We start from the raw sequence: 22,690 nt of genomic DNA, 5'->3' as shown, positions 1-22,690 counted from the left end.
CCGCCACGGGTCAAAACCCTGCCGCGAACGGTCAGTCGGATTTTCCGACTCCGGTCAGTTTAAAGTTGCCGCTTACATCGCTGTCCTGAGAATCCCAAATCGCCGGCATGACCAGAGTGCGGAATCACATGTGCTGGACGCTTGCCCTTTCGACTTACCGGGCAACCTTGTCATCCCCGCGGCCAGATCTCGTCAGCCCCGCCCTCTGCATCATGGACGGCGGCTCGAAGTTGCCGACGGAGGGTGGCTGGGCCGATAGTGAGTCCGGACGGCCCGTCACCTTGGCGCGTAACTTTACGTTCCTCCTCGTTGGTTTCTTGGTCTTCAAGGAGAAGGATCGCTGCGCTTCCCGGCGCGGTCGGACACCAGCAATTCCTTCAGGACCGGGACTCGCATTAACTCTTTGGCGGGTGACGATTTAGAAGCGCGTAGAGCTGACTTGCTGGATTGCTTGTGAATGGTCCGGAATATCAAGATGGATGATCCACAGCTGTTGAACAGAATCCCGTTATATGGGATAGTAACAACAGAAGTCAAGTCTCCAGTTCGGGCAAATCTCGATTGCTTGGACGCGCGCGGTCTTATGTTCCGTGTCTCAGCGTCTTGCAATAGTCAAGAAGGAAGCATGAAAGACACGTGCAGTCAGCAGGGAGATCCGGGTAGGTTCGTGGGGTCGGCGGTGGTTATCGGAGCGTCCAACGGCGCCAAAGCCACCCTATTGAAACTACGAACCTTCTCCGGAGAGTGCCTCGACTACGAGGTGCGAGACATTCCCGATCACGCAGGTGCAGCCGAGCTTGGCGCCCGCAATTTCCGACCCATCTCTGTGAAGATCCAAGATGGCGGTCAACGTTGTGGCGTCATTGCCCTAACCTCGAGTGGAACGCGGCACTCGCCCATTAGCCTCGGCACGGCCCTAGCGCTACAACAGTCCGGGGTGTTGGTAGTTGTAGACGGAGGCCTGCAAGCCTGGGCGTCTTGTTCAAGCCAAGGAATCCAGGATCAGACCCCGACAAGCCGGGGCTCCGTGTTGCGATCCTTAGCAGCCCTATAACTACACCACCGACCCATAGGCAGGTCGCATGCTCCGCACACTGGCACGCCGAGAAGTCCCCCTTGACCCCTCCAAAGGGGCGCGTGACGGGAGCGTCGATGCAACCACGCAGCTTGCGGCTCTACTCGGAGAGATAAGCCGTTGGAGATCCCCCGGAATCCATGCGCGTCCCGAATCGGCGCATGCACGTAGCGGCGCTCCCGCTTGGTCGACGGTCAGACTGAACCACTCAACGACCACTGCCCCGAGCCGATATACCGTCCGCTTAGACCGGCGGCGCCAGCGATTCAAGTCGACTTTGAATGCGGGCCGGGGTTGGCCAGTGAGCAGGCAATGATGAGCCCGCCGGCATCTTCCGCGCGTCACGCAACCCCATTGCGCTAGATGCGCTCAGGGAATATAGTGTGGATCACAATGTCACGTATGCGCGTTCATAAATATGAACGATTTCTTACGGCAAGGGATTCAGCGACCGGATCAGTATTCGGAAAATGAACCATTGCCATGCATACCGGGCTACTTAACCAAATGCAGCCACAATGGCTGCTTACGATTACAGGACAAACGTAGAGGGAGTCGACGATGACATCCGTACCGCAAATCTCGCACCGGAATCCCGGTGCAAACACATGGTCTCGAAGGGCCGCTTGGGCAAGCATGATCGGGGCCGTCGCAGACTGGTATGACTTCTTCATCTATGGAACAGCGTCGGCCCTGGTGCTCGGCAGGCTGTTCTTTCCAGGCTCCCTCGCCCAGGGCACACTGGCTGCCTTCGCCACCTTCGCAGTCGGCTTCCTATTCAGGCCAATCGGTAGTGTCGTATTCGGTCACTTTGGTGACCGAATCGGACGTAAGCGGATGCTTGCGCTGACCCTGGTGATCATGGGTGGCTCCAGCACCTTGATCGGGCTACTTCCAACGCATAACCAAATCGGAATCGCCGCTCCGGTGCTCTTGGTTGTCCTTCGAGCGTTGCAGGGCTTCGCGGTTGGCGGCGAATGGGGCGGAGCGACACTGCTGGCGATCGAGTCAGCCCCTAACGGGAAGCGGGCGACTCGCTCGAGCGTTGTTCAATCCGGGGCCTTCGTAGGACTGCTGCTCGCCAATGCTATGTACCTGATTCTCTCTGCCGTATTGCCCAGCGACTCGTTTGATGCATGGGGATGGCGAATCCCCTTCCTCGTCAGCGCTGTCATCCTAGGGATTGGATACTGGATCCGTCGCGGAGTGCCCGAGACGCCGGAGTTCGAGGCCGTGAAGAAGCAGGGACTGATTAAGAAGGTGCCGTTGATCGCAGCGCTCAAAAAGCACCCCATTGCAGTACTAACGATTATTGGTATGTACCTCGGCCCGAATGTTGTCACATACATCGTGTTAACCTTCTCCATTCCCTTTGCAAAGGCGCAGGCCGGCGTCAGCAGCACTGTGTTGCTCACTGCGTCGTTGGTGGCCGCGGGTGGAAGCCTGATCACGATTCCGCTCGCCGCCAAGTGGGGCGACCGGAAGGGGTATCTGCGGGTTTACCTCACTGGTGCGATGATTACAGTCGTTTTCGCGTTCCCGTTTATCTGGGCACTCAGCAGCGGCAATGCCGTAAACATCGTGCTAGCCGCCGTCGTCATGCTCGTGATCGGGGCCGCCCCGATGGTCGCCGTACAGCAGCCGATCTTCACGGATCTGTTCGACGCAGAGTTCCGATACAGCGGAGCGGGCTTCTCTTACGGGCTGGGTGCCGCAATCGGTGGTATGAGCCCATTCGTCGCAACCGCCCTCTCCCAGGCCGACGGTGGAAAGGGTATGTATCCAACGCTATATCTGATTGGCATGGTGATGATCAGCGTCGTTACCGGGGTACTGGTTCGCCGTGAGATTCATCGAAACCACATCTCTGGTGGACTTACCGAGCCCACAAACGTCCACCCCTCGGCGGCCGTAGGCGATGCAGTCCCCCACACCACCGACTGACTTCGATCAGTAACGAAGTATGAACAAGAGGAAGATAATGCCGATCCCCTCCATCTCAAATCGCGCCATCCTGGAGCCGGACCTGCCGATCATCGATTCGCAGCACCACCTTCGAGATCGAGCCGACAGCCCTTACATGTTCGAGGACCTCGTCGCCGATACACAACGGGGCCACAACATCGTGGCGACGGTTTATGTTGAGTCCATGTCGATGATGCGCAAAGACGGCCCCGAAGTTCTCCGGCCGATCGGCGAGATTGAATTTGCAAACGGAGTCGCAGCCGTTAGTGCCACCGGCAAGTATGGGCCCTGTCGGATCAACGCGGCAATCGTGGGTTACGCCGACCTCAGGTTCGGTGCCGCCGTGGGCGAACTTTTGGACCGATCCTTTGCTACTGCCCCTGATCGCTTCCGCGGGATTCGGCAGTGCACGCTGGAGCATCCGGATCCCACGGTCTGGCGTTACGTCCCGCACCCTCCCGAGGTCGGCATCATGAGCCATCCACAGTTCCGGCAGGGATTTAAGGAACTGGCCAGTCGAGACCTCGTTTTCGACACCGCAGTATTTCATCACCAGTTGCCCGAGATAGCGAAGTTGGCCGACGAATTTCCGGAAACCACAATCGTGCTTAACCACATCGGCCAAGTAGCCGGCACCGCCCTGGTAGGGGGTCCGGCCCAAGCCTTCGATGAGTGGCGAGGTTTCATTGCTGACCTCGCCCAGCGCCCGAACGTTGTGTGCAAGGTAGGCGGAATGGGCCAACCCTACTTTGGCTTCGGTTTCGAACTTCAGGACCGGCTTCCCACATACCTTGAACTGGCCCAGGTGTGGCGACCATGGACTGAAGCGGTTATCGAGACGTTCGGGGTCGACCGCTGCATGATGGAGAGCAACTATCCTGCAGACCGTCGATCGTGCGACTACGTAACGCTCTGGAACGCTTTGAAGCACATTGTTACCGGCGCCTCATCGGAGGAGAAGAATGCACTTTTCCACGGCACCGCAGCGCGGGTGTACGACATCTCCATTTGAGGTCATTCTGACGACTGACTGATGAAGAATCGAAAAGGAAATGAATATGAAGTATAAACATCTGGGAAGAAGCGGTCTGCAGGTCAGTCGACTCTGCTTGGGTACATTAGCCTTTGGCCCCGAGGCGGACGAACCGGAAGCTCACGCGATTATGGACCGGGCTCTGGAGCATGGAATCAACTTCATGGACACGTCCAATGTCTATGGTTGGCAGTCAGGCAAGGACTGGACAGAGAATGTAATTGGACGTTGGTTTGCCAAAGGCGGAGAGCGTCGCGAGCGTACCGTTATTGCCACAAAGGTCTACCAGCCTCTTAGCGATTGGCCGAATGACGGGCACCTATCTGCCCGGCATATCAGGCAGGCCTGTGATGCGTCGCTCAGAAGGCTGCAGACAGACTATATCGACCTTTATCAGATGCATCATGTCGATCGAAATACACCTTGGGACGAGATCTGGGAAGCGATGGAGGTTTTGCGGGCTCAAGGCAAGATTCTTTACACAGGCTCATCCAACTTCGCCGGTTGGCACATCGCCCAAGCGCAAGAGGCCGCCCGGTCGCGACACTTTCTCGGTCTGATGAGCGAACAATCGAAGTACAACTTGGTAACCCGCGACGTCGAGCGGGAGGTCCTCCCCGCCGCAATTCAGTACGGCGTGGGAATCATTCCCTGGTCTCCACTGCAGCGCGGGCTGCTAGGGGGTATTATCGCTCGCGAAGCCGAAGGCGGTTTGCAGGGACACCGTGTTGATACTGCATTCCTTGAGCGCTTCCGTCCCCAGCTCATCCGGTACGAGCGCCTTTGTGCGGAATTCGGTGCTCATCCGGCACATGTCGCTCTGGCTTGGCTGCTATCGCGGCCGGCGGTTACTGCCCCCATCATTGGGCCCGTTACGGTGGAACAGCTCGACGATATCGTTGGGTGTATTGACGTACATCTCGACGAACATATGCTGGCGCAGATCGATGAGATCTTTCCTGGATACAAAGAAGCGCCCGAAGACTACGCTTGGTAAGTTTTCGGTTTGTAAATACTGGGCCCGGTACGCCCTACAGCCAGATCTGAAGCACTGTTTTCCAGCACTGCACTTGGGGGTTTCGGTTGGGTATGCGATATTCTTTCGCTGCTTATCTCGTGACAAGCAGCGGGTTCGCCTCATCCGTCCCAAGTTGGACAACAGACAGAAATATCTTGGCCTCCCGGGGATAGACCGGTCATCCGGAGGGGCCGGTCTTCCTGGGTTCGTGCCTGTGAATTCAGGAAGACCGGCCGTCCGACCACGGCGTGAAGATATTGGGAGCGGCTCGGCATCGCCGTTTGCCCGCCACGTGTGTACGCACTCTTGGGGCTCACTTCTTCCTTTTTCGTCGGCTCGTCGGGCAAGCATCTGGTCACGCGACCTGGATGTGTGACTAGACCCGTTCTCCAACATGCAAACATCCACCGGATCCTGGTCCCGACTCGTGGCCGTGCCGCCGGTGAGCGAAGCGCGTGTGGGCATGAGTCAGCTGTCGTTTCTCTATGCGAGTTTGTCTTTTGCCTTGATGCCAGTTCCCAGACGGCATGTCGTCGCAAACTAACCGGGGCTATTTGCAAACCGCAGACTTGGCTCCGTGGTCGACTAGGTCCGCGCAACTGCGGTGCACTATCCGCCTCAATTCGTGCGGGCCGCGTTTTTCTGAAGTCCCCGGCGACGGCATCAGTGATCATATCGATGGCTTCAAGAGTCTGTCCCTTGCCTGGGTTCGAGTCTTCATCCCATTGCCTAGCGGCTAAACATATCGAGGATGACAGAGAAGGGAAGCTGCGGTCGCGGTCCACGGACCCCCAGCACGGTGATGTCCCATGACCAGACCTGGTTCGGTGTCGGTGACGGTCGAAAAGTGAGCCATTGTGACGGTTGAAAACTGAGCCACTCGTTCCAAACGATTGGGTGGGTGATCACTGTGGAGGATTGGGCGCTTATTCGGCGGTTGCATCTTGCCGAGGGTGAGTCGATGAGGTCTATAGCCGCGCGGCTGGGCATATCGAGAAATACGGTTGCCAAGGCTGTCAGTGCCGAGGGGCCGCCGGTGTATGTGCGCGCGCCGCAGGACTCCGGGATCAAAGCCGTCGAGCCGGCTATCCGGGCGTTGCTGAAGGAGAACCCGCGGATGCCAGCCACCGTAATGGCAGAGCGGGTGGGGTGGACTGGGTCACCGGCTTGGTTCAGGGAGAACGTGGCCAGGATCCGGCCAGAGTACGCACCGGTCGATCCCGCGGATCGGATCAGTTACGAACCGGGCGACCAGGCCCAATGCGACTTATGGTTCCCGGAGGTGCGGATCCCGGTCGGGTCCGGGAAGCCGAAAATCCTGCCGGTGCTGGTGATGGTGTCCTCGCATTCGCGGTTCATCATGGCGCGGATGATTCCGTCCCGCATGACCGGGGATCTGCTCGCTGGCATGTGGGAGCTCCTTAGTGGTTTGGGCGCCGTTCCGCGGCGACTGATCTGGGATAACGAAACCGGCATCGGTCGCCGGAACAGCTTCGCGGCCGGTGTGTCCGCCTTTGCGGGGGTCCTCGCGACCAAGATCGTGCAGGTCAAGCCCTACGACCCGGAGTCCAAGGGAGTGGTGGAACGAGCCAACGGGTTCCTGGAAACATCATTCCTGCCGGGTCGGTCCTTCGCTTCACCCGAGGACTTCAACACCCAGCTCGGCCAGTGGCTGCCCAAAGCCAACGCCCGGCTGGTCCGACGGACCGGGGCCCGGCCCACGGAACTGCTTCCCCAGGACAAGGCGGCGATGCTGGCCCTGCCGCCGGTCCAGCCAGTGACAGGATTCGCCGCGAGAATCAGGCTCCCACGGGATTACTACGTCCGGATGGGATCGAACGACTACTCCGTCCACCCGCAGGCCATCGGCAGGTTCGTCGAGATCACCGCAGACCTGGCCAAAGTCCACATCACCCTGGACGGCAGAAGCGTCGGAGTCCACCCGCGGTCCTGGGGCACCGGACTGACCATCACCGACCCGGACCACGTCGACGCTGCCCGGACCCTGCGCAAAGCCTTCCAAAACCCCGCACCAGCCGAAGACACCGCGGGGCTGCGGGACCTTGCAGACTACGACCGTGCGTTCGGCGTCGCACTCGATGACGGGCAGGTCGCATAATGCCCGGGACCAAAGAAACCGCCGGCCAGATCGAGTACTACTCCCGGGCCATGAAGGCACCCCGAATCCGGGAAGCGGCAGCCCGGCTCGCCGAGCAGGCACGAGAGGCCGGCTGGACCCATGAAGAATACCTCGCCGCGGTCCTCTCCAGGGAAGTCGCCGCTCGCGAAGCCTCCGGAGCCGAAGCCCGTGCCAGGGCCGCCGGGTTCCCGGCCCGCAAATCGCTCGAGGACTTCAGCTTCGACCACCAGCCCGGCCTCAAACGCGACACCATCGCCCACCTTGCCACCGGGGCGTTCCTCACCGAAGCGTCCAACATCGTCTTGCTCGGCCCGCCCGGAACCGGGAAAACCCACCTCGCGACCGGGCTGGGACTGCGCGCTACACAACTGGGCCACCGGGTTTTGTTCGCTACCGCCATCGATTGGGTTGCCCGGCTTCAGGCAGCGCATCAGAACGGGCGGTTACCGCAGGAGCTCATCCGGTTGCGGCGCTATGGGCTGATCATCGTCGACGAGGTCGGCTATATACCGTTCGAGCAGGACGCAGCGAACCTGTTCTTCCAACTCGTTTCCTCACGCTACGAGCACGCCTCGCTGATCCTGACCTCCAACCTGCCTTTCGCCCGCTGGGGTGATGTCTTCGGAGACCAGGTCGTGGCCTCTGCCATGATCGACAGAATCGTCCATCACGCCGAAGTCATCACCCTCAAAGGCTCCAGCTACCGGCTCAAGCACACCCAAACGGACTCATTACCCTCGACAAGACCAGAAAATACGGGAGAATAACCAACGTCAACGTGGCTCACTTTTCAACCCACGAAACGGCTCACTTTTCGACCGGCGCTGACATTCGGGCTGGTGGGGCATACTTCGGGATTGCCGAGTTGTGGGTGGCCAGGGTCCGGCGGTCACCGTTGAGTTTCCCAGGCCCGGCCACCCGGTCCCAGGACGATTCGGCGGCGAAGTAAACGACTTGGTCAATGGCCCGGTAGAAAGCTTGGGAGATGCTCAGATCAGCTTATGCCTCATCGATCAGGAACGACCACACACGGCCAAGCTCCTGAACCGTGAGGCTCGTGGGCTGGTGCGTTCCTTGTGTGGAGCCGCTGCCTTCCCGGGCGCCTGGACCGTGCGGTGGCGGTACTAGCCAGGGAAGGCAATAGCCGTCGGCCGGGCACCCAGCCACCACAGTCAATCCGTCGGAGACGAGTCCGTTGACCGTTCTTTCTTCGAAAGCGTCTGCAGCGGGCCGCTTCGAGGATCTACTGGTCTGCCTGTTCCTTGGCCAACTCCCGGTCGCAATGGCCGAGAACTCATGTTCCCGCAACATCGCCCCTTCCTCCACACGGGGTAGCCTCATACTCCTTTAGAATCGCCAGCTTCTCCTCAAGGGTCCGAAACGACGTCTTCCCCGTCCACTTCGTGAAACCAACCGCCCTCTCTGTCAGCAAGACACGTTGTCTAACAAGAGGCTGACAGAGAGGGCGTCTGTAGAAGGCGGAAGAAGTCACAAGGCGTGCTGAACGCGCCCCACTACCCGAGAAGAATTCGGGTTGTTGCGGATTTTCGTAGGTGCGGCCGATAAGTGCCGACAAGCGCTCTCAGGTCCGCCGTGGACAACCGCTCGTGCTGTTGGCCGCTCAGATTGAATCCGGCGTCAGTCGAGATACGCTGTCGCCCTCGCCGGCAACGGCTGGTTCCAGCGCTCACCGCATCGACCAGGTCAGTAGGAAACACCCTGACGGTCTAGTACTCGGCCGTGAAGTTCGCGGCGCTGGACTTGGTGACGAAGAACGGCTCGCCGTTTGGGCCACCTAGGGTCGATCCGTCGTTCATCTTGATGACCGGACCATCAATCTGGCCTTTGTTTAGCTTGTCGAGGGTTTCCAGAGCCGTGCGGACCTGAGTCGCCGGAAACTGCGGAACCGTCATCGTCTGCAGCCCGGTGCGGACGGCGGCGACCGCTTCTGTGTCTCCACCGACATCATAAATCTTGACCTTGCCGGCGAGGCCAGCCTCCTTCACAGCCTGGCGGGCGCCTGTGGTGATACCGGAATAGATGCTGATGATCACCTTGACGTTCGGATGCTGCTGCAGCGCCTGCTGAGTGAGGTTGTACCCACTTTGACTGCTGTAGTCGGTGGCGTAGGTTCCCAGCACGTCGAAGTCGGGTCGAGCCGTATGCAGAGCCTTGATCGCGTCCGACGACGAGATCGTCTGGGCAACCCCGGCCGTGCCGCTCAGTACGACCGCGGTCGTCGGATCAGGGTTGTCCTTGGAGACATAGTCCGTGAACGCCTTCCAGGTGCTTGCGCTCGCACCGATGCCCCCGACGAAGCTGAGGAGGCCTGGGACGCGCGCGGCGTCACCGCTTTCACCGTCCTTGCCGCATACGCCGGCCTGTTGATTAATGACGGCAATCCCCTTGGTCGCGGCCTGCTGGACCACGCTGCAGATCAACGAACCGTCAACCGGGGCAAATGTCCACGCATTGTACTTGCCTGACGTGAGGGCTGTTTGCATCTGGTTGAACTGCGTCTGAGCGTTCTCGTTCGAGTCGAACACCGTCATGTCGATGCCGAGGTGCGCGGCAGTCTCCTTGGCGGACTTGGTCATTGCGACCTCCCACGCCGTGCTCGACCCGTACGCGAAAAACGCGACCTTCAGAGGCTGGCCGGGCGTCCAGGTGAGGGGCTGCGAGCCGCCCAAATTCAACGTGATCGACTTGCCGCTGGCGGGGCTGACCGCGCTAGTACTTGAAGCGGCACACCCAGCAAGGGTTAGACCGAGGCACGCCAACATGGCCACCCCGGCCACGGCCGTGCGTCGTGTCCTACGTACGCTCATAAACGATCCACTGGCTGACTTCATTGAGAACTCCTTTGTCTCAGGGCGATTGGCTTGCATCCACGGCAATCGCGGCGCGGTGCGAAATTCGTATATAGGAACAAATGTTCGACAATACCTAGGGATGTTAGGTTGACCGCAAAGAGCGTGTCAAGGACAGTCCGCCACTGTGATCTCTCGGCATTCCACATTCCTAGTCGTTCACCGGGCGCCGGGCCGCGGGGTGTTGTGTCGACTGACGCGGTGATTGCCCTTGTCACCGAAGGTGTTCATGCTTGCGAACCCCGAGCTGTTCGGGCGCAAGTGGGCGGCCCGTAGGAGTGGGTTGATTTGCTCAAGGCTAGGGCCTTTGGAGGGGGTCAGATTGTCTACATCTTGATATTTCTACCCCAAGGTATTCGTGCTTGAGGTTACCTTCCCAAAGCCCTGACCTGACCACATTCTTCCGCTGAGATGGACTCGGCCTGGAGGTGATCGGGAAGCGCCTCGGCCCGGACTCCGCCATCCTGGCCAGCCGGGTCAGCGATCCTAATGTCTAGTGTTCACGGCGCGGACGCCGGGCGACGTGCGGACACCGCGGTCGCGCAGGCGGCTTCCACCGAATCCAAGACGCAGGGACGGTCACTTCAACGCCGGGGGTCAACGCACTGCCCTATTCGACCGACCCGGCACATCAACCGGTCCAGCCGAGGCCGTCGACGCCTCGCGCCGATTTCGCGGATCAAGGCGTTCTGTTTCTACGTGCCAGAAGGGCGTTACTCCCGGGCGGCGAACGAGTCTTCGCGCTCGAGTGGAACCCACCCCAACACTGACGATGCCATGCTGGCGGGCCGCCGCGAGCGCGCACCAATGGCCTAACTCTTGTGACGAAAGCAGCTTGGGGTCCCGTGAACCCGACCGCGACGCCTTGTCCGAGGTTGAACCGAAGCGCACAGCGTGGTATTCCTAAATACGAATGTCTTTTCGTAAATAAGTAAAACGAGGACACTGGGGAGGCAAACCCGAAATCGGGTGGTCGCTCGCTCAGCGTCAGATCTTTGGAGGATCCCATGGTTGGAAAGCACGGGGAAGTTTGGGCGCGACGAGTCGTGACGGGTCTGGACGAGAACGGCAAGTCCACGATCGTAAGCGACGACCTGACCGAAACCCGTTTGGTCGCAGATGCGTTCACCCTTAATCATCTCTGGAAGGCGTCGAAGGTACCGGACGACTGCCTCCAAGAGAACACGTTGGGTACCGAGGTGTTAATTCCACCTCCTCCGGCAGGCTTCACTTACCTCATCTCGACGTTTCCGCCGGACAGCGAGTGGGACTTTGAAGGCGGTTATGCCGGATCCCTCTCCGATGCTGGCGCCGCGGAGACTTTCGTTCAGGGTTCGATCCCGGGACTTCATGAAACGGACACGTTCGACATCATCACCATCATCTCCGGAGAGGTGTATGCAATCCTCGAGTCGGCCGAGACCCTCCTCAAGGCGGGAGACACGATCGTCCAGCGAGGCACCAAACACTCCTGGAGCAACCGCACGAATGACATCGTCACGATGACCTGCATTCATTTCGGCGCCATACGCTGACCCAAAGGCCGTCTGGCCGACTTCGTCGCGGAGCATCTGAGCGCTCAAGTGCGAGCTCCGCGATCGTCGCAGGCGTCCCCATAGCGAGCCGGTTCGCCACTCTTTGAGTGGCGAAGACGGACAGGAACAGGCACATTTGAGTTTCTTGTTCCCGCGCCGACTGGCGGGTTCACCCCTTATCGACGTCCGCGTGACTGGTGCTTAGTCGGCATAAGAGGCCAAGTGTGCTGCGCTGGCGAAGTGTTTCCGGAAACTTGCGTCAAGATGCGGGCGCAGGTCCTGACTCCGATGCCGGCATCGAGGTCAGGACCTTGGGAAATGGGTTTGGCCCGAAAGGGTTTCGACCTGGGCGGCTATCGCGTAGCGCTCGTTGAGCAGGGACAGGATCTATACGGCCAGATTCGGCAGCACGACGCCAACCGCATTTGTACATATAAGCGCCACAGTCTTTTCTCCAAGAGCAGGAAAGACCCCAACGGGGACTGGTAGCGTGGCCGGGGGCGCTTGGTTCTTCAAATGGGCCCGCCGTGACCGAGGCCGAGAGCCTTGGGTGCGGCCCACCGCCCCCTAAACCAGCGACAAGATCTGCGACGACTTATCGTGGTGCTGCGTTCGGGTCCACTCCGACCCGTCCAAGGCATGACCTTGGTGTCTTCCGTTCGATTTGTCGACTGGGTCTGGCACAGGATCAGCGCGTGCGCCGGCAAGACTAATCTGACCTGATAGCGCCGCGGTGTGTCATGGTCCTGGATGCGCGGCTATGGCCACCTCGCCTCAACTGGATGGAGAGCAGAGGATCATTCTGCGCAGCACTCGCTCGCGGACCGGCCCACCAAAGTGAGCATGTGAACGAGGTCAACCAGCCCAAACGGATAGCCCGACGAATTGCCGGCAAGTCTGACCGTCTCGACGCCGAGCAAATCGCCGGCGGCGTTCTGGGGAAACTCCGCCGCCTTACCGAAAAGCAAATCTTGGATGATCGAGGTCATTCGAGCCCGTCGCGGCATTCGTTCCAGCGCGCTGAAAGCACGAACTCAAGCCTTCAACGTAGTGTTCGGCATCATGATCGGCGCTCCCTGTACGCTGCCCGACGAGCTAGTCGATCTCACCAAACGCACTCTCGTAGAAAGATGCCTGCGACTTCACCCTGAGACCGAAGATCGCTTGTCACTGGCAAACCCGTCCCAAAGGGATGCACTTCGCACGGACAAAGCTTGCGCTGCGTGACCTCGCGCCCTGCTAGAGGGCTGATGAGGTCAATTAGCTTAGCGCTCAGATTGAAGCGTTCGCGACCAACACCACCCCCCGACCTCATCCAGGTCCAGAGGGTAGAAACCGAAATTGGCGGAATCGCACCACAAGTAGTCAGCAGCGGACGGACCGCTGGGGGCACCAGCTCCCCCGCCGCGGCTACATCATCGTGATCGTCCGTATGCGCGCAGACAAGAACATACCGGCTCCTATATCGAACGACGGACTGCTGGAGGCATTAGTAAGCGCGAAATCATCCGCTGCCTCTCTAACGTTAGGGAGCCAGAAAGATATACCCTCACCTACCCCAACCGAGCTCCAAATCAGAGCCATGCACAGGCCGACCTCGCCTGTGCAGGACGATCTTGAACACCAGGGCATCGCGCTGTGCAGCCCAGGCGTAGGAGCGGCTCAAACCGGATATCTGTACTGCAACGTTCAATATTCTGAATCTAAATTCACGATTCTGACACGTACCGGCAAAGGCTCTCTTCTTACGGATTGTCCGTGGGTCGACTTAGGTTCACAAACATGGGCACAACTGCGTTCGCCGTCATCGCCCGAAACCCTGCCATTACGTGGAGTTTTTCAACTAAAACATCATATCCGGCTACGACGAGGTTTTCTATGAGTCAACGCTCGACCTTGACAGAGCGAAGGGAAGCTTTTAGTGTGACGTACGACAAATCGAATAGACATTCCTAAATAAGGACCTCTGGTTATCGTTGCCCTTCTGCGCACGAGCCGACAGGTGCGGGAATGCTCTAGGGCAACGGACACAGAGTAGTGGAGTCGTATGTTGGATAACTCAGGTCAACCTGTTGCCGAGCTCATCTCGGTAGGCAAGCGATTCGGCGGAACGTGGGCGCTACGTGACGTGAGCCTGTCCTTCCACGGGGGTCAGATCCATGCTCTGGTCGGGGAGAACGGAGCAGGCAAGTCAACGTGCCTTGGCATGCTAGCCGGTCGCCACACTCCGACGGAGGGCGGAATCCGCGTCCGGGGACATGAGGAACCCAAGTTGACCCCTCTGCGGTCACGTGATCTGGGAATCGGCGCGGTCTATCAGGAACTTAATATCTTTCCCGATCTCACGGTCGCCCAGAATCTGGTTCTAGGCCGCGAGAAGGCGGGGCCTCTCGGATGGCTGTCGCGCTCGTCAGTCACCGGCGCGTACCAAAGCCGGGCGCAGCAACACAACTTCCTGCATTCCGCTACACAGAAGGCGGGCACGCTCTCGATCGCCGGCCGTCAGCGCCTCGAGTTGATGCGCAGCGTGGACGACAAGACCGCCATGCTCCTGCTGGACGAACCAACGGCGGCGCTTCCGCCGCTTGAGGCGCGGCGTTTGTTCGATCTTGTCCGTTCGCAGCGGGATGCAGGCGTCGCAGTGATCTTCGTCAGCCACAATCTAAAAGAGGTGCTGGATCTGGCCGATGTCGTGACGGTTTTCCGGAATGGAAGGCTGATCGCAACGAAGCCTGCCAGCGAATGGGACGAGGCCAGTCTGGTGCGGGAAATGGTCGGTCGCAGCGTGAGCACCGCGCGACAGGAGCGCACCTCGTCGGTCAATGCGCCAGCGGCCCTAACGGTACGCAACTTGAATACCCCTGGAAAGCTGCACGACATTTCGTTCGAGTTGCGGCGCGGCGAGATTCTCGGGATAGCCGGTCTGGCTGGCTCGGGGCGGAGCACCCTTCTTCGAGCCCTGGGTGGCGATCTCGGAGGCTCCGCTAGTGGTGAAGTTGAGATCGGCGGAAAGATATCGCCACCATCCAAGACGTGCGTAGAGGCAATTAAACGCGGGCTCACGCTGCTTCCGGAGGATCGGCGACGCGACGGTCTCTTCCTCGATCATCCAGCCTGGCGCAATATCGTCATCGGTGATGTCCGGCGCGACGCGAAGATGGGCTTCGTCAGCCCGAAGAAACTTGTAGCGCTCGGACGGGAAGCTGCTCGGCGATCCTCATTTGCCGAGACTCGTATCGATGCGAAGGCCGCTCTTCTCTCAGGCGGCAACCAACAGAAGCTGCTGGTCGCACGAACGGCTTACAAGCAACCCCTCGTGCTGCTGGCTGACGAACCGACGCGAGGAGTCGACATCGTTGCCCGAGCGGACATCTGGCGCGTGTTGCGGGAGCACGCTGAGGCGGGTCTAGCCATCGTGGTTGTTTCCTCGGAATTGGAAGAGCTCATGCTCGCATGCGACCGCATCCTCGTACTCAGCAAAGGTCGTGTCGTCAGGGAGATCGAGCCTGACGACCCATCGGTCAGTACCGAAGAAGTTTTACAACATGCATTCGATATCGGAGGAACTCTTGGAAACTGAAGCTAACGATCGCACAGATCAGGCCGGCGATCAGCTTGGAATGTCTGGCGTGGCTGAGGCGACGAAGGTGTCTCTCGCCGAGAGGGTGCGCGCAGTGCTTGAGCGCACAGGTTCTCTCGTGCCGCTCGTTGCGCTGCTCATTGCGGCTGCAGTTCTCGTCCCCGGATTCACGACGAAGGAGAACCTCGAGCAACTGCTCACTCAAAATGCCACAACGGGCATCGTTGCCGCCGGCATGACGCTAGTAATCATCGGTGGCGCCTTCGATCTGTCAGTTGGAGCGATCTTCGCCCTCGCGACGATAATTTACGCAAGTCAAGCCAATAGCGGCTCGTTTCTCGTAGCGGCGATCGTCACTCTTGCGGCGAGCCTGATTTGTGGTTTGGTGAACGGCGTCCTCGTGACACGGTTCAAAATCAACTCTTTCGTTGCGACCCTGGGTTCTGGGCTGGTCTTCAGCGGCGTAGCGTATTACTGGAGTCGAGACGGTGCAATCTACGTGCGAAAGCCCGGCTTCACGGACCTTGGTGCATCTGGGGTCTTCGGCCTGCAATGGTCAGCGTGGATTTTCATTGTCGTGATGATCGTTCTCTCCGTTGTGCTTATGCGAACGGTCTTCGGCCTGCAACTCAGTGCCACAGGCGCAAACCTTCGAGCGGCTCAGCTCGTTGGCATTCGGACCAGACTGGTCCAGACTGCCGCGTTCGTGCTCATTGGTGGTTTGGCCGGCCTCGCCGGGATGATCTCGAGCTCCCAATTGGCTTCTGCGACCGGAAACGTAGGCTCGAGCCTACCGCTCGACGCCATCGCTGCGGTGGTGATCGGTGGCACGTCACCTTCTGGTGGTCGCGGCAGCGTGACTCGAACATTTGCCGGCGTAATGATCATCGGTGTGCTGACCAACATGTTCAACAGCTTCGGCTGGGAGTCTTCGCTCCAGCTGATGGCAAAGGGCGCTGTGATTATAATCGCGGTCGCCTACGACGCAGCGCGCAAGGGGCAGGACGCATGATGCACACGCTCGAACCGACTGGGACCCCGATATACGACTTCAGCGGCAAGGTTGCTCTTGTCACGGGAGCAAGCCAGGGCATTGGGCTAGCAACGTCGAAGGCTTTCGCGCAGGCTGGCGCTGCCGTCGTACTCTTGGACGTAGAGCAGGAGAGACTCACCGGCGTGGTATCAGATCTGACGTCGGATGGCCATCAGGCCCTCGGTATCAGGTGCGATGTGTCTAATGAGGTCGAGGTTGCCCGGGCGATCGATGAGGCGGTGACCAAGTTCGGGAGGCTCGACATGGCCTTTAACAACGCCGGCATTCAGATCCCTGCGGCGGATGCGGCTGAAGAGCCGGGCGAGGCGTTTGATCGAGTTACTGCGGTCAACCTCAAGGGCGTGTGGGCGTCTATGAAGCATGAGCTTGCACAGATGCGGATCCAGGGCAGCGGAGCCATCGTCAACTGCTCCTCCTTGGGCGGACTGGTGGGTAATCCGCGACTAGCCAGCTACCACGCAAGCAAGCATGGAGTGATCGGGCTGACCAGCAGCGCCGCGCTCGAGTACGCGCCTCGCGGAATCCGGATCAACGCCGTCTGCCCTGGCACCATCGTGACCCCGATGATGACAAAGATGGTAGAAGCCGGCGATCTGGACGAGGAGGCCGTGACTTCCCTGGCGCCCATCGGTCGGCTCGGCCAAGCTTTCGAGATCGCAAGCGCAGTACTCTGGTTGTGCAGTCCCGGCGCCAGTTACGTAGTGGGGGTGGCGTTGCCTGTTGATGGAGGATACGTCGCTCGCTGAATGAACTCTCATGAGGTCCATGTCCGAAGTTCATACTCGACTGGAAGAAAGATCTACGGGTGAGGCGTCGAGCAACGACACAGTCCAATAGTAGTGGGGCAGGCCTTCGTCATCACTAGTTGCGCCTACTGCTCGCTGGCGGCCGCCGAAGCCCGCTAGTCGCCGACCCAGCGGCCGCTGCGTCCGGAGGCCACGTACTCGGAACTATTCTTAGCGGTAGCGCCACCACCGCTCCGCCGGACGACCTCGGAACGCTCATGCGACAACTGAATATGTCCCGTTTCGGGGCCTTGGCCCCGGAACGGATCGCGACATAATGAGCCCAGCTCTGGGAATCGACCAAAATCATCGAGGCCCTGTTCATGGAAGCAGCTGCCCGCCCGGGAAACCTTCGATCCTTGGGATTCGTCAACCTCGTCCATCTCGGTACCGACCCAGCAGGCCCCGCGCCACTCGAATGGATCACCCGACGAGAGTGCCTCGTCCTCTACGGACCATCCGGCGCCGGGAGAACGTTCTGCATCGAAGCCGGCATTGGCATAGTCTCGGTCAGACTCGAGGACCTCGGCGCCCAGATCCGCGCACCGCACCGACGACAGCGTCACCACGCCAAGATACTGCGCGCGGAACTGGTTGTGATCGATGAAATCTGGCTCGTGCCCGTGGCCACCGACGCCGCCGAAGGCATCTCCCGGGTCGCGGACACCGCCTACGGAAAAAGCTCTGTCACCATCTCCTCGAACCTGCACCAGGTCGGCTTCGACGAGTTCATGCCCAAAACCTTGGCCATGGCAGCCGTGGACTGCGTCCTACACCACGCCGACGTCTGCCAGGCTAACGGCGTCTCCATCAGACTCACCCAAGCCGTCACGGGGAGGAAGCCACCTGACTGAACTGAGAAAACCCCGACGAGTACCAACTGCAATTTTCAGGTGAAATGGTACTCTCGCGAACGAATGCGTCTAGGATGACGTTCCCCGGCCTCGAGCAGCACGACATGGCCGTTGGATACGGCTTGCGCTGACGCGTATCCGCGCCACCTCTGAGGGCGGACCGTGTGGGCTGAGAGAGCTACAGCCCTCGCCCAGGCAGGGAAGTGCAGTTTGAGCGAACTCCTCGGCGGGCCCACCAAGGCGAGCACCTATTCATTATTGACTTGGCTCCCGAAGAGCCAAGACTTAGATTCAGGCGCGGGGCACCCGTCAGGCCCAGTTCGCCAGCCCGTCAGCCGTGTGGCGCAAACTGGTGATCATCTCGTCGAGGCGTGGCTTCATGCGGTTCGCTGGCCCCCCGATAGCGATGGCCACGTTCACCGGCCCTCGTTGTGAGTTGATGATTGGACTCGCCACGCCGATCATGTCCGCTTCACTCTCGGAGAGGTTGGTCGCGCTTCGTGAGGCGCGAATATGTGAAAGCTGGAGCTTGATCTCTTCCAGCCGTGATGCGCTGAAGTCTCCGCGGCGGAGTATCCAATCAGCTTGGCGGGGAGGCATCCATGCTAGGAAGCATTTGCCTGCACTCTGGGGCCACAGCGGGATGCGTGTGTTCAGCGGCACTGCGGCGCGAATAAAGTGCGGCGAGCTGACGCAATCAACGTAGACGCACGAGTCGCCAACCATAGTCACAAGAAACGCCGTCTCGCCCCACTGATCCACTAACTGCTGAAGCGCCGAGTGGAAGGCAGGGGGAAAGGCCGGAAGCCTACTTCCAAGAAGATGAAAGACGGCCGGCCCTATCAAATAGCGGTCTCCTTCTTCGCGTAAATATCCGACAGCGACTAGACCTTTAGCCAGTCCGTGAGCCGAGGATTTAGGAGCGTCGATTGCCTTAGCCACATCGCCAAGCCGCGCCCCATCTGGTTCACTTGCTGCGGCAAGCTCTAGGATCGCAACGACGCGGGAGACCGTACGGTGTTCGGCCGGTGCCGGTGATGTCTCCAAGCGGTTCAGCATGGGTCGTGATCCTATCGGTTTTTCAATTCAGATAACTTCTAAAGCGTAGCGTCTCAGTTCATCACATCTGCAGGAGGGCTGCGAATAGAGCGGTTTACGACATATGCTGCGATTCCACGGGCGGAGTCCGCGTCTGGAGTGCAGACCGTTCCGAGGGGGTCACGCATTCATCTCGGGCGCTGACTTCTGCAAACTTAGGCTGCGGAGTCTGAGCAACCATCTCCTTATGCTCCCAATACTGTTGGAGGCCAGATAGCTATGTAGACGGCCGAAGTGGAAGCCCCCAGAGGACTCCACGGAGTCGGATGCCGACATGAAGGTTCACGAAGGAGGGAGTCTCAGCGTCGGACGATAGAGGATCACCTCTAACCAACGTGCTCCTCCCCCATGATCCTGCGTGGTGCGTCACCGCAGGATCATGGACGATCGAGCCGGTCCGGCCAACGATCTGGACCGCATTAGTTCTCAGCCTGAAGCACTTCCCCAAGGATGTCTGCAGCTGTCACCGCGTTCGGCCAGCCGCAGTAGAAGGCAAGATGAGTAACCAGTTCCTTGAGTTCAACCTCGGAGACACCGTTTTCCAGGGCAAGCTTCATATGGAAAGGCATCTGGAGTGGCCGGTATGTGGCGATCAGGGCAGCCACCGTGACAAGGCTCCTGTCTCGTTTGGTCATCTCGCCTCGCTCCCAGACGTCTCCGAATAGAACTTCTCGTCCTAGCTCCGCCAGCTTCGGCGTCGTGGTCTCGTAGCTGCGGGCGTGATCTTGCGTCATTTATCGTCTCCTGTTGACTTAGGTGGCCAGTGAGTGCCATTGACCAATTTAAGGTACGGGTGAAACATATTTAGTAACATTTGGTTCTGAACCGGGTCCCATCTCAGTCGACCGGGCGGTAAAGCAAGTCGTTCTCATCCCGCCGCGAAACGGTCGCCCCTGGCCCGAACGCTAAGTGAAGTTCGTTCGCCTCGCGACGTGCAAACTCAAGGAGGACGTCACGCCGGGCTATCCGCCATCCGGATCCTCGATTCTCCAATACGTCAATGAATCGAGATGCCACAGTTCGGCGAACTGGCCCCTCTTCACCCGCGGGAAGAAAGGCGTCGCCCTCCGCCGAGGACATTGACTTATAGCAGACAACATAGCTCTCTGAACGTGCCCTTCGACCGTCGTCAAAGAATGTCACGGTCGTATTGGTCAGGGTGTGCATCGAAAACTCCACATTCTTGTGAGTCCCCTGCATCCACTTAACCAGCCTGTCGGGGGAGCCTTTGAACGCGCCATGAGAATCGACGGCATCGTCGTGGTAGCAAGCAAGGACCTGCTTCCAGTTCTTTCGATCAACACCTTGACAGTAGTTCAGCAGTACTTGTCGAATTTGGTGTTCGTCCACTATCTGCCTCAGAACTTTGGAATCTACTCCAGAAGAGTTTTCCTGCACTGTATTGCTCCTCGTGTCAGTTCATAGCACCCATCCCGCGGAATGAATTTAGGCCGTCGCGGATCCGACATGGCCCGGCAAACGCCTCGGCCAGTCGGCGCGTAACACTTATTGAAGACACTCTGATCGGCTCTTGGTGTCCTTATTTATGGAAATGCATTCCTATTTATGGACAATCTTGCCGTGATCCGACATCCGATGTCAAGGCCGTCAGAAGCATTTCCATAGCATGCAGCTCCATCGTTCGCGCTTTTACGACCGAGACTGCATATTCCCGGGAGGTACCTCTGTTTGGAAAATGTCGCTGAAACGATGAATCTGAGGAGCATTCCGCCGGGCCTCGCTGAAGCAGTGTTAGTCGCGACAACACAGAAAAAGGCAGGCCCGGAAGGCCCGCCTTTCTGTTGCCCAGGGAGGCCGCCGGAGGATACCGGTCGACCACTATCTGGTGACGCGCTGCCGATTTCTATGGAACAGACACCGCCACGACTCGAACCGTCGATCTGGGTTGACGACCGGCCCCGCGTAAAATGTGCCGGCGCCGCCTGCAGGTGACGCATCGCGTCGACGACGTCAAGACTCATATATCGGCGCCGCGTATTTCGTCTGAGGGGAATGATCCCATCCCACCTGATCGAGACCGGTTCACATCGTGGGCGCCGCCGATACCGCAACGGTTACAACGGTTGCCGTGCTGTCCGTCTTGTTGCTCCAGGCATGCTTGGCGCCGCTCGTCATAACTAAGGTGTCTCCCTGGCGAAGTAGCGTCTCCCCGGTCTCAAGTACCACGTGAAGTTCTCCGGAAATTACCACAAGGATGTCAAGAGTATTGGTCGAATGCATCCCGGGGATTCCGCCGGCGTCAGCGACCGATACCGAACCCTCAAGGGATCCGTTCGCATCCGAGTAACCCTGCGAGCGGTCCCACTCAGAATCAGCAGGAAACGTCACGACGCGAACAACGAGACCGTCCGTTGGCGGCGCCGTAATCACGCGCCCATCCAATCCGTCATCCAGTTCGGACAATGACGGTACGGGGACGGTGCCAAGACGCCAAATATCGCATTTTGTATTACCAGGGCCGACCAGCCTGGTCGTAGAAAGCCCATCCTGAAGCACGGCGGACTTTCCGTCGTCGTCATAACCAACGACTACGCGTCGCGCCTGTGCATCCTTATGGTGACCCGTCATGTAAGTTTTACTCCTAATTCGATTTGTAAGGCAATCATGCTGCTTTTGGGCGGTCAACGTGAATACTTCTCACGTCACCAGGCGTAGTCCTCGGGGGCGGGGAGGTATCCGGGGAAAATGTCATCGAGTTCACTGAGTATTTTCTCCTCGAGCTCTAGATCTAGAGAGCCCACAGTGTCGTCGAGCTGGTCTTGGTTCACTGGACCAACGATTGAGGAGGTGATCCCCGGGCGCGAGAGTAGCCACGCGACAGCGACCTGCGCCGGCTTAGCCCCGATGTTGGCGCACAAATCCTCGTACCTCTCGAGCCTGCTCCGGTACTCATTCAGCAATGCGATATTGCCGCGGGTTGGGCCGGTAACGCTTGTTCCGTTGAAATTTGCAGGAAGGGTGCCATTCCGCTCGCGCTCAATCATGCCACCCAGCATCCCGCGATTAAGTGGCGACCAGGCCAGAATGCCTACCCCGCATTCTCGGGCTGCAGGCAATAATTCACGCTCAATGTCGCGTGTCATCAGGTTGTATATGGATTGCTCACTCACCAAGCCGAGGAAGTGGCGCTCCTTTGCGGCGGCTTGGGCCTGCGCAATATGCCAGCCGGCAAAGTTCGACGATCCAACGTAGAGAATTTTTCCTTGATTTCGCAGAACCTCCATTGCCTCCCAGATTTCGTCCCACGGCGTGTTTCTGTCAATGTGGTGCATCTGGTAAATATCGATGTGGTCGGTCTGCAGGCGTGCCAAGGAGGCGTCGCACGCCTTACGAATGTGAAGCGCCGACAACCTTCCGTCATTGGGCCAGTCGCTCTGCGGTTCGAACACCTTTGTTGCTAGCACGGTCTTATCGCGCCGGCCGCCGCCTTTTGCGAACCAGCGACCAATGACTTCTTCAGCCCAGTCGCCGCCGTGCTTGTGCCCGTAGACATTTGATGTGTCGATTAGATTGATGCCGTGTTCGTGGGCTCGATCCATCAGCGCATGCGCGTTGGCCTGGTCTATCTCAGGACCGAAGCCGAGAGTACCGAGCGCCAAGCGACTGACAACCAACCCTGCGCGACCGAGGTGTGCGTATTCCATGAAGACATTCCGTTCTGA

At 59.2% G+C, this 22,690-nt stretch carries 17 protein-coding genes; 10 read left to right on the top strand and 7 right to left on the bottom strand.

Features of this window, described 5'->3' with window-relative positions; all coding sequences use genetic code 11:
- Positions 1-1,711 precede the first annotated feature (1,711 nt).
- From BMF89_RS16665 to istB, 5 genes are all read left to right on the top strand, one after another.
- A complete protein-coding gene (locus BMF89_RS16665; RefSeq protein WP_171983528.1) occupies positions 1,712-3,019 on the top strand; it encodes an MFS transporter in 1,308 nt (435 codons plus the stop codon).
- Between the two features lie 37 nt (positions 3,020-3,056).
- Entirely contained in the window at positions 3,057-4,052 is a 996-nt protein-coding gene (locus BMF89_RS16660) for an amidohydrolase family protein (protein ID WP_078108187.1), read from the top strand.
- Between the two features lie 46 nt (positions 4,053-4,098).
- Positions 4,099-5,070, top strand: coding sequence for an aldo/keto reductase (locus BMF89_RS16655; protein WP_078108186.1), 972 nt, complete (start codon positions 4,099-4,101; stop codon positions 5,068-5,070).
- Between the two features lie 922 nt (positions 5,071-5,992).
- Positions 5,993-7,210, top strand: a complete 1,218-nt coding sequence (istA, locus tag BMF89_RS16650; protein ID WP_139359715.1) for an IS21 family transposase — start codon at positions 5,993-5,995, stop codon at positions 7,208-7,210.
- Positions 7,210-7,998 carry an IS21-like element helper ATPase IstB gene (gene istB / locus BMF89_RS16645; protein ID WP_078108185.1) on the top strand — a complete coding sequence of 263 codons (789 nt, stop codon included), beginning with the start codon at positions 7,210-7,212 and terminating at the stop codon, positions 7,996-7,998. Before istA ends, istB begins: the two co-directional genes overlap by 1 nt.
- Positions 7,999-8,958: 960 nt before the next feature.
- On the opposite strand, the gene BMF89_RS16640 is transcribed toward istB, so the two are convergent.
- Positions 8,959-10,014: a sugar ABC transporter substrate-binding protein gene (locus BMF89_RS16640; RefSeq protein WP_290439682.1), complete on the bottom strand. Its 1,056-nt coding sequence runs from the start codon at positions 10,012-10,014 to the stop codon at positions 8,959-8,961.
- 1,094 nt (positions 10,015-11,108) lie between these two features.
- Between BMF89_RS16640 and BMF89_RS16635 the strand changes: the two genes are divergently transcribed.
- Entirely contained in the window at positions 11,109-11,636 is a 528-nt protein-coding gene (locus BMF89_RS16635; RefSeq protein ID WP_078108183.1) for a cupin domain-containing protein, read from the top strand.
- Positions 11,637-12,433: 797 nt separating this feature from the next.
- Here the strand turns inward: BMF89_RS16635 and BMF89_RS16630 are convergent.
- On the bottom strand, positions 12,434-12,625 hold the full coding sequence (locus BMF89_RS16630; protein ID WP_078108182.1) for a hypothetical protein: 192 nt from the start codon (positions 12,623-12,625) through the stop codon (positions 12,434-12,436).
- A 1,058-nt stretch (positions 12,626-13,683) separates the two neighbouring features.
- Between BMF89_RS16630 and BMF89_RS16625 the strand changes: the two genes are divergently transcribed.
- The 4 genes from BMF89_RS16625 to BMF89_RS16610 all read left to right on the top strand — a co-directional run bounded on the left by BMF89_RS16625 (position 13,684) and on the right by BMF89_RS16610 (position 17,909).
- Complete coding sequence (locus BMF89_RS16625; RefSeq protein ID WP_078108181.1) at positions 13,684-15,216, top strand: sugar ABC transporter ATP-binding protein; 1,533 nt, start codon at positions 13,684-13,686, stop codon at positions 15,214-15,216.
- Positions 15,182-16,228: an ABC transporter permease gene (locus tag BMF89_RS16620; RefSeq protein WP_078108180.1), complete on the top strand. Its 1,047-nt coding sequence runs from the start codon at positions 15,182-15,184 to the stop codon at positions 16,226-16,228. Before BMF89_RS16625 ends, BMF89_RS16620 begins: the two co-directional genes overlap by 35 nt.
- Complete coding sequence (locus BMF89_RS16615) at positions 16,225-17,016, top strand: glucose 1-dehydrogenase (protein ID WP_253190857.1); 792 nt, start codon at positions 16,225-16,227, stop codon at positions 17,014-17,016. Before BMF89_RS16620 ends, BMF89_RS16615 begins: the two co-directional genes overlap by 4 nt.
- Before the next feature lie 362 nt (positions 17,017-17,378).
- Entirely contained in the window at positions 17,379-17,909 is a 531-nt protein-coding gene (locus BMF89_RS16610; protein WP_253190856.1) for an ATP-binding protein, read from the top strand.
- A gap of 309 nt (positions 17,910-18,218) precedes the next feature.
- Here the strand turns inward: BMF89_RS16610 and BMF89_RS16605 are convergent, their stop codons facing one another.
- The 5 genes from BMF89_RS16605 to BMF89_RS16585 form a co-directional block, all read right to left on the bottom strand.
- Positions 18,219-18,968 carry an IclR family transcriptional regulator gene (locus tag BMF89_RS16605; protein ID WP_078108178.1) on the bottom strand — a complete coding sequence of 250 codons (750 nt, stop codon included), beginning with the start codon at positions 18,966-18,968 and terminating at the stop codon, positions 18,219-18,221.
- 458 nt (positions 18,969-19,426) lie between these two features.
- A complete protein-coding gene (locus BMF89_RS16600; protein WP_078108177.1) occupies positions 19,427-19,741 on the bottom strand; it encodes a carboxymuconolactone decarboxylase family protein in 315 nt (104 codons plus the stop codon).
- A 103-nt stretch (positions 19,742-19,844) separates the two neighbouring features.
- On the bottom strand, positions 19,845-20,405 hold the full coding sequence (locus BMF89_RS16595; protein WP_078108176.1) for a nuclear transport factor 2 family protein: 561 nt from the start codon (positions 20,403-20,405) through the stop codon (positions 19,845-19,847).
- Between the two features lie 645 nt (positions 20,406-21,050).
- Entirely contained in the window at positions 21,051-21,596 is a 546-nt protein-coding gene (locus BMF89_RS16590; RefSeq protein ID WP_078108175.1) for a cupin domain-containing protein, read from the bottom strand.
- Between the two features lie 74 nt (positions 21,597-21,670).
- Positions 21,671-22,672, bottom strand: coding sequence for an aldo/keto reductase (locus BMF89_RS16585; RefSeq protein ID WP_078108174.1), 1,002 nt, complete (start codon positions 22,670-22,672; stop codon positions 21,671-21,673).
- Between the last annotated feature and the right edge of the window lie 18 nt (positions 22,673-22,690).

The organism is Arthrobacter sp. SRS-W-1-2016 (assembly GCF_002009585.1).
Lineage (GTDB): Bacteria > Actinomycetota > Actinomycetes > Actinomycetales > Micrococcaceae > Arthrobacter > Arthrobacter bambusae_A.
The sequence above is the reverse complement of the archived record's forward strand: the minus strand, read 5'-3'. Positions and strand labels throughout refer to the sequence as shown.

What these genes read in the sequence shown, in the direction of transcription:
- BMF89_RS16590 (WP_078108175.1), bottom strand. Translation starts at nt 21,596, where the DNA reads ATGACGGGTCACCATAAGGATGCACAGGCGCGACGCGTAGTCGTTGGT.
- BMF89_RS16665 (WP_171983528.1), top strand. Translation starts at nt 1,712, where the DNA reads ATGATCGGGGCCGTCGCAGACTGGTATGACTTCTTCATCTATGGAACA.
- BMF89_RS16635 (WP_078108183.1), top strand. Translation starts at nt 11,109, where the DNA reads ATGGTTGGAAAGCACGGGGAAGTTTGGGCGCGACGAGTCGTGACGGGT.
- BMF89_RS16655 (WP_078108186.1), top strand. Translation starts at nt 4,099, where the DNA reads ATGAAGTATAAACATCTGGGAAGAAGCGGTCTGCAGGTCAGTCGACTC.
- BMF89_RS16620 (WP_078108180.1), top strand. Translation starts at nt 15,182, where the DNA reads ATGCATTCGATATCGGAGGAACTCTTGGAAACTGAAGCTAACGATCGC.
- BMF89_RS16605 (WP_078108178.1), bottom strand. Translation starts at nt 18,968, where the DNA reads ATGCTGAACCGCTTGGAGACATCACCGGCACCGGCCGAACACCGTACG.
- BMF89_RS16625 (WP_078108181.1), top strand. Translation starts at nt 13,684, where the DNA reads ATGTTGGATAACTCAGGTCAACCTGTTGCCGAGCTCATCTCGGTAGGC.
- BMF89_RS16585 (WP_078108174.1), bottom strand. Translation starts at nt 22,672, where the DNA reads ATGGAATACGCACACCTCGGTCGCGCAGGGTTGGTTGTCAGTCGCTTG.
- istB (WP_078108185.1), top strand. Translation starts at nt 7,210, where the DNA reads ATGCCCGGGACCAAAGAAACCGCCGGCCAGATCGAGTACTACTCCCGG.
- BMF89_RS16660 (WP_078108187.1), top strand. Translation starts at nt 3,057, where the DNA reads ATGCCGATCCCCTCCATCTCAAATCGCGCCATCCTGGAGCCGGACCTG.
- BMF89_RS16600 (WP_078108177.1), bottom strand. Translation starts at nt 19,741, where the DNA reads ATGACGCAAGATCACGCCCGCAGCTACGAGACCACGACGCCGAAGCTG.
- BMF89_RS16615 (WP_253190857.1), top strand. Translation starts at nt 16,225, where the DNA reads ATGATGCACACGCTCGAACCGACTGGGACCCCGATATACGACTTCAGC.
- BMF89_RS16610 (WP_253190856.1), top strand. Translation starts at nt 17,379, where the DNA reads ATGGAAGCAGCTGCCCGCCCGGGAAACCTTCGATCCTTGGGATTCGTC.
- BMF89_RS16640 (WP_290439682.1), bottom strand. Translation starts at nt 10,014, where the DNA reads ATGTTGGCGTGCCTCGGTCTAACCCTTGCTGGGTGTGCCGCTTCAAGT.
- BMF89_RS16630 (WP_078108182.1), bottom strand. Translation starts at nt 12,625, where the DNA reads ATGACCTCGATCATCCAAGATTTGCTTTTCGGTAAGGCGGCGGAGTTT.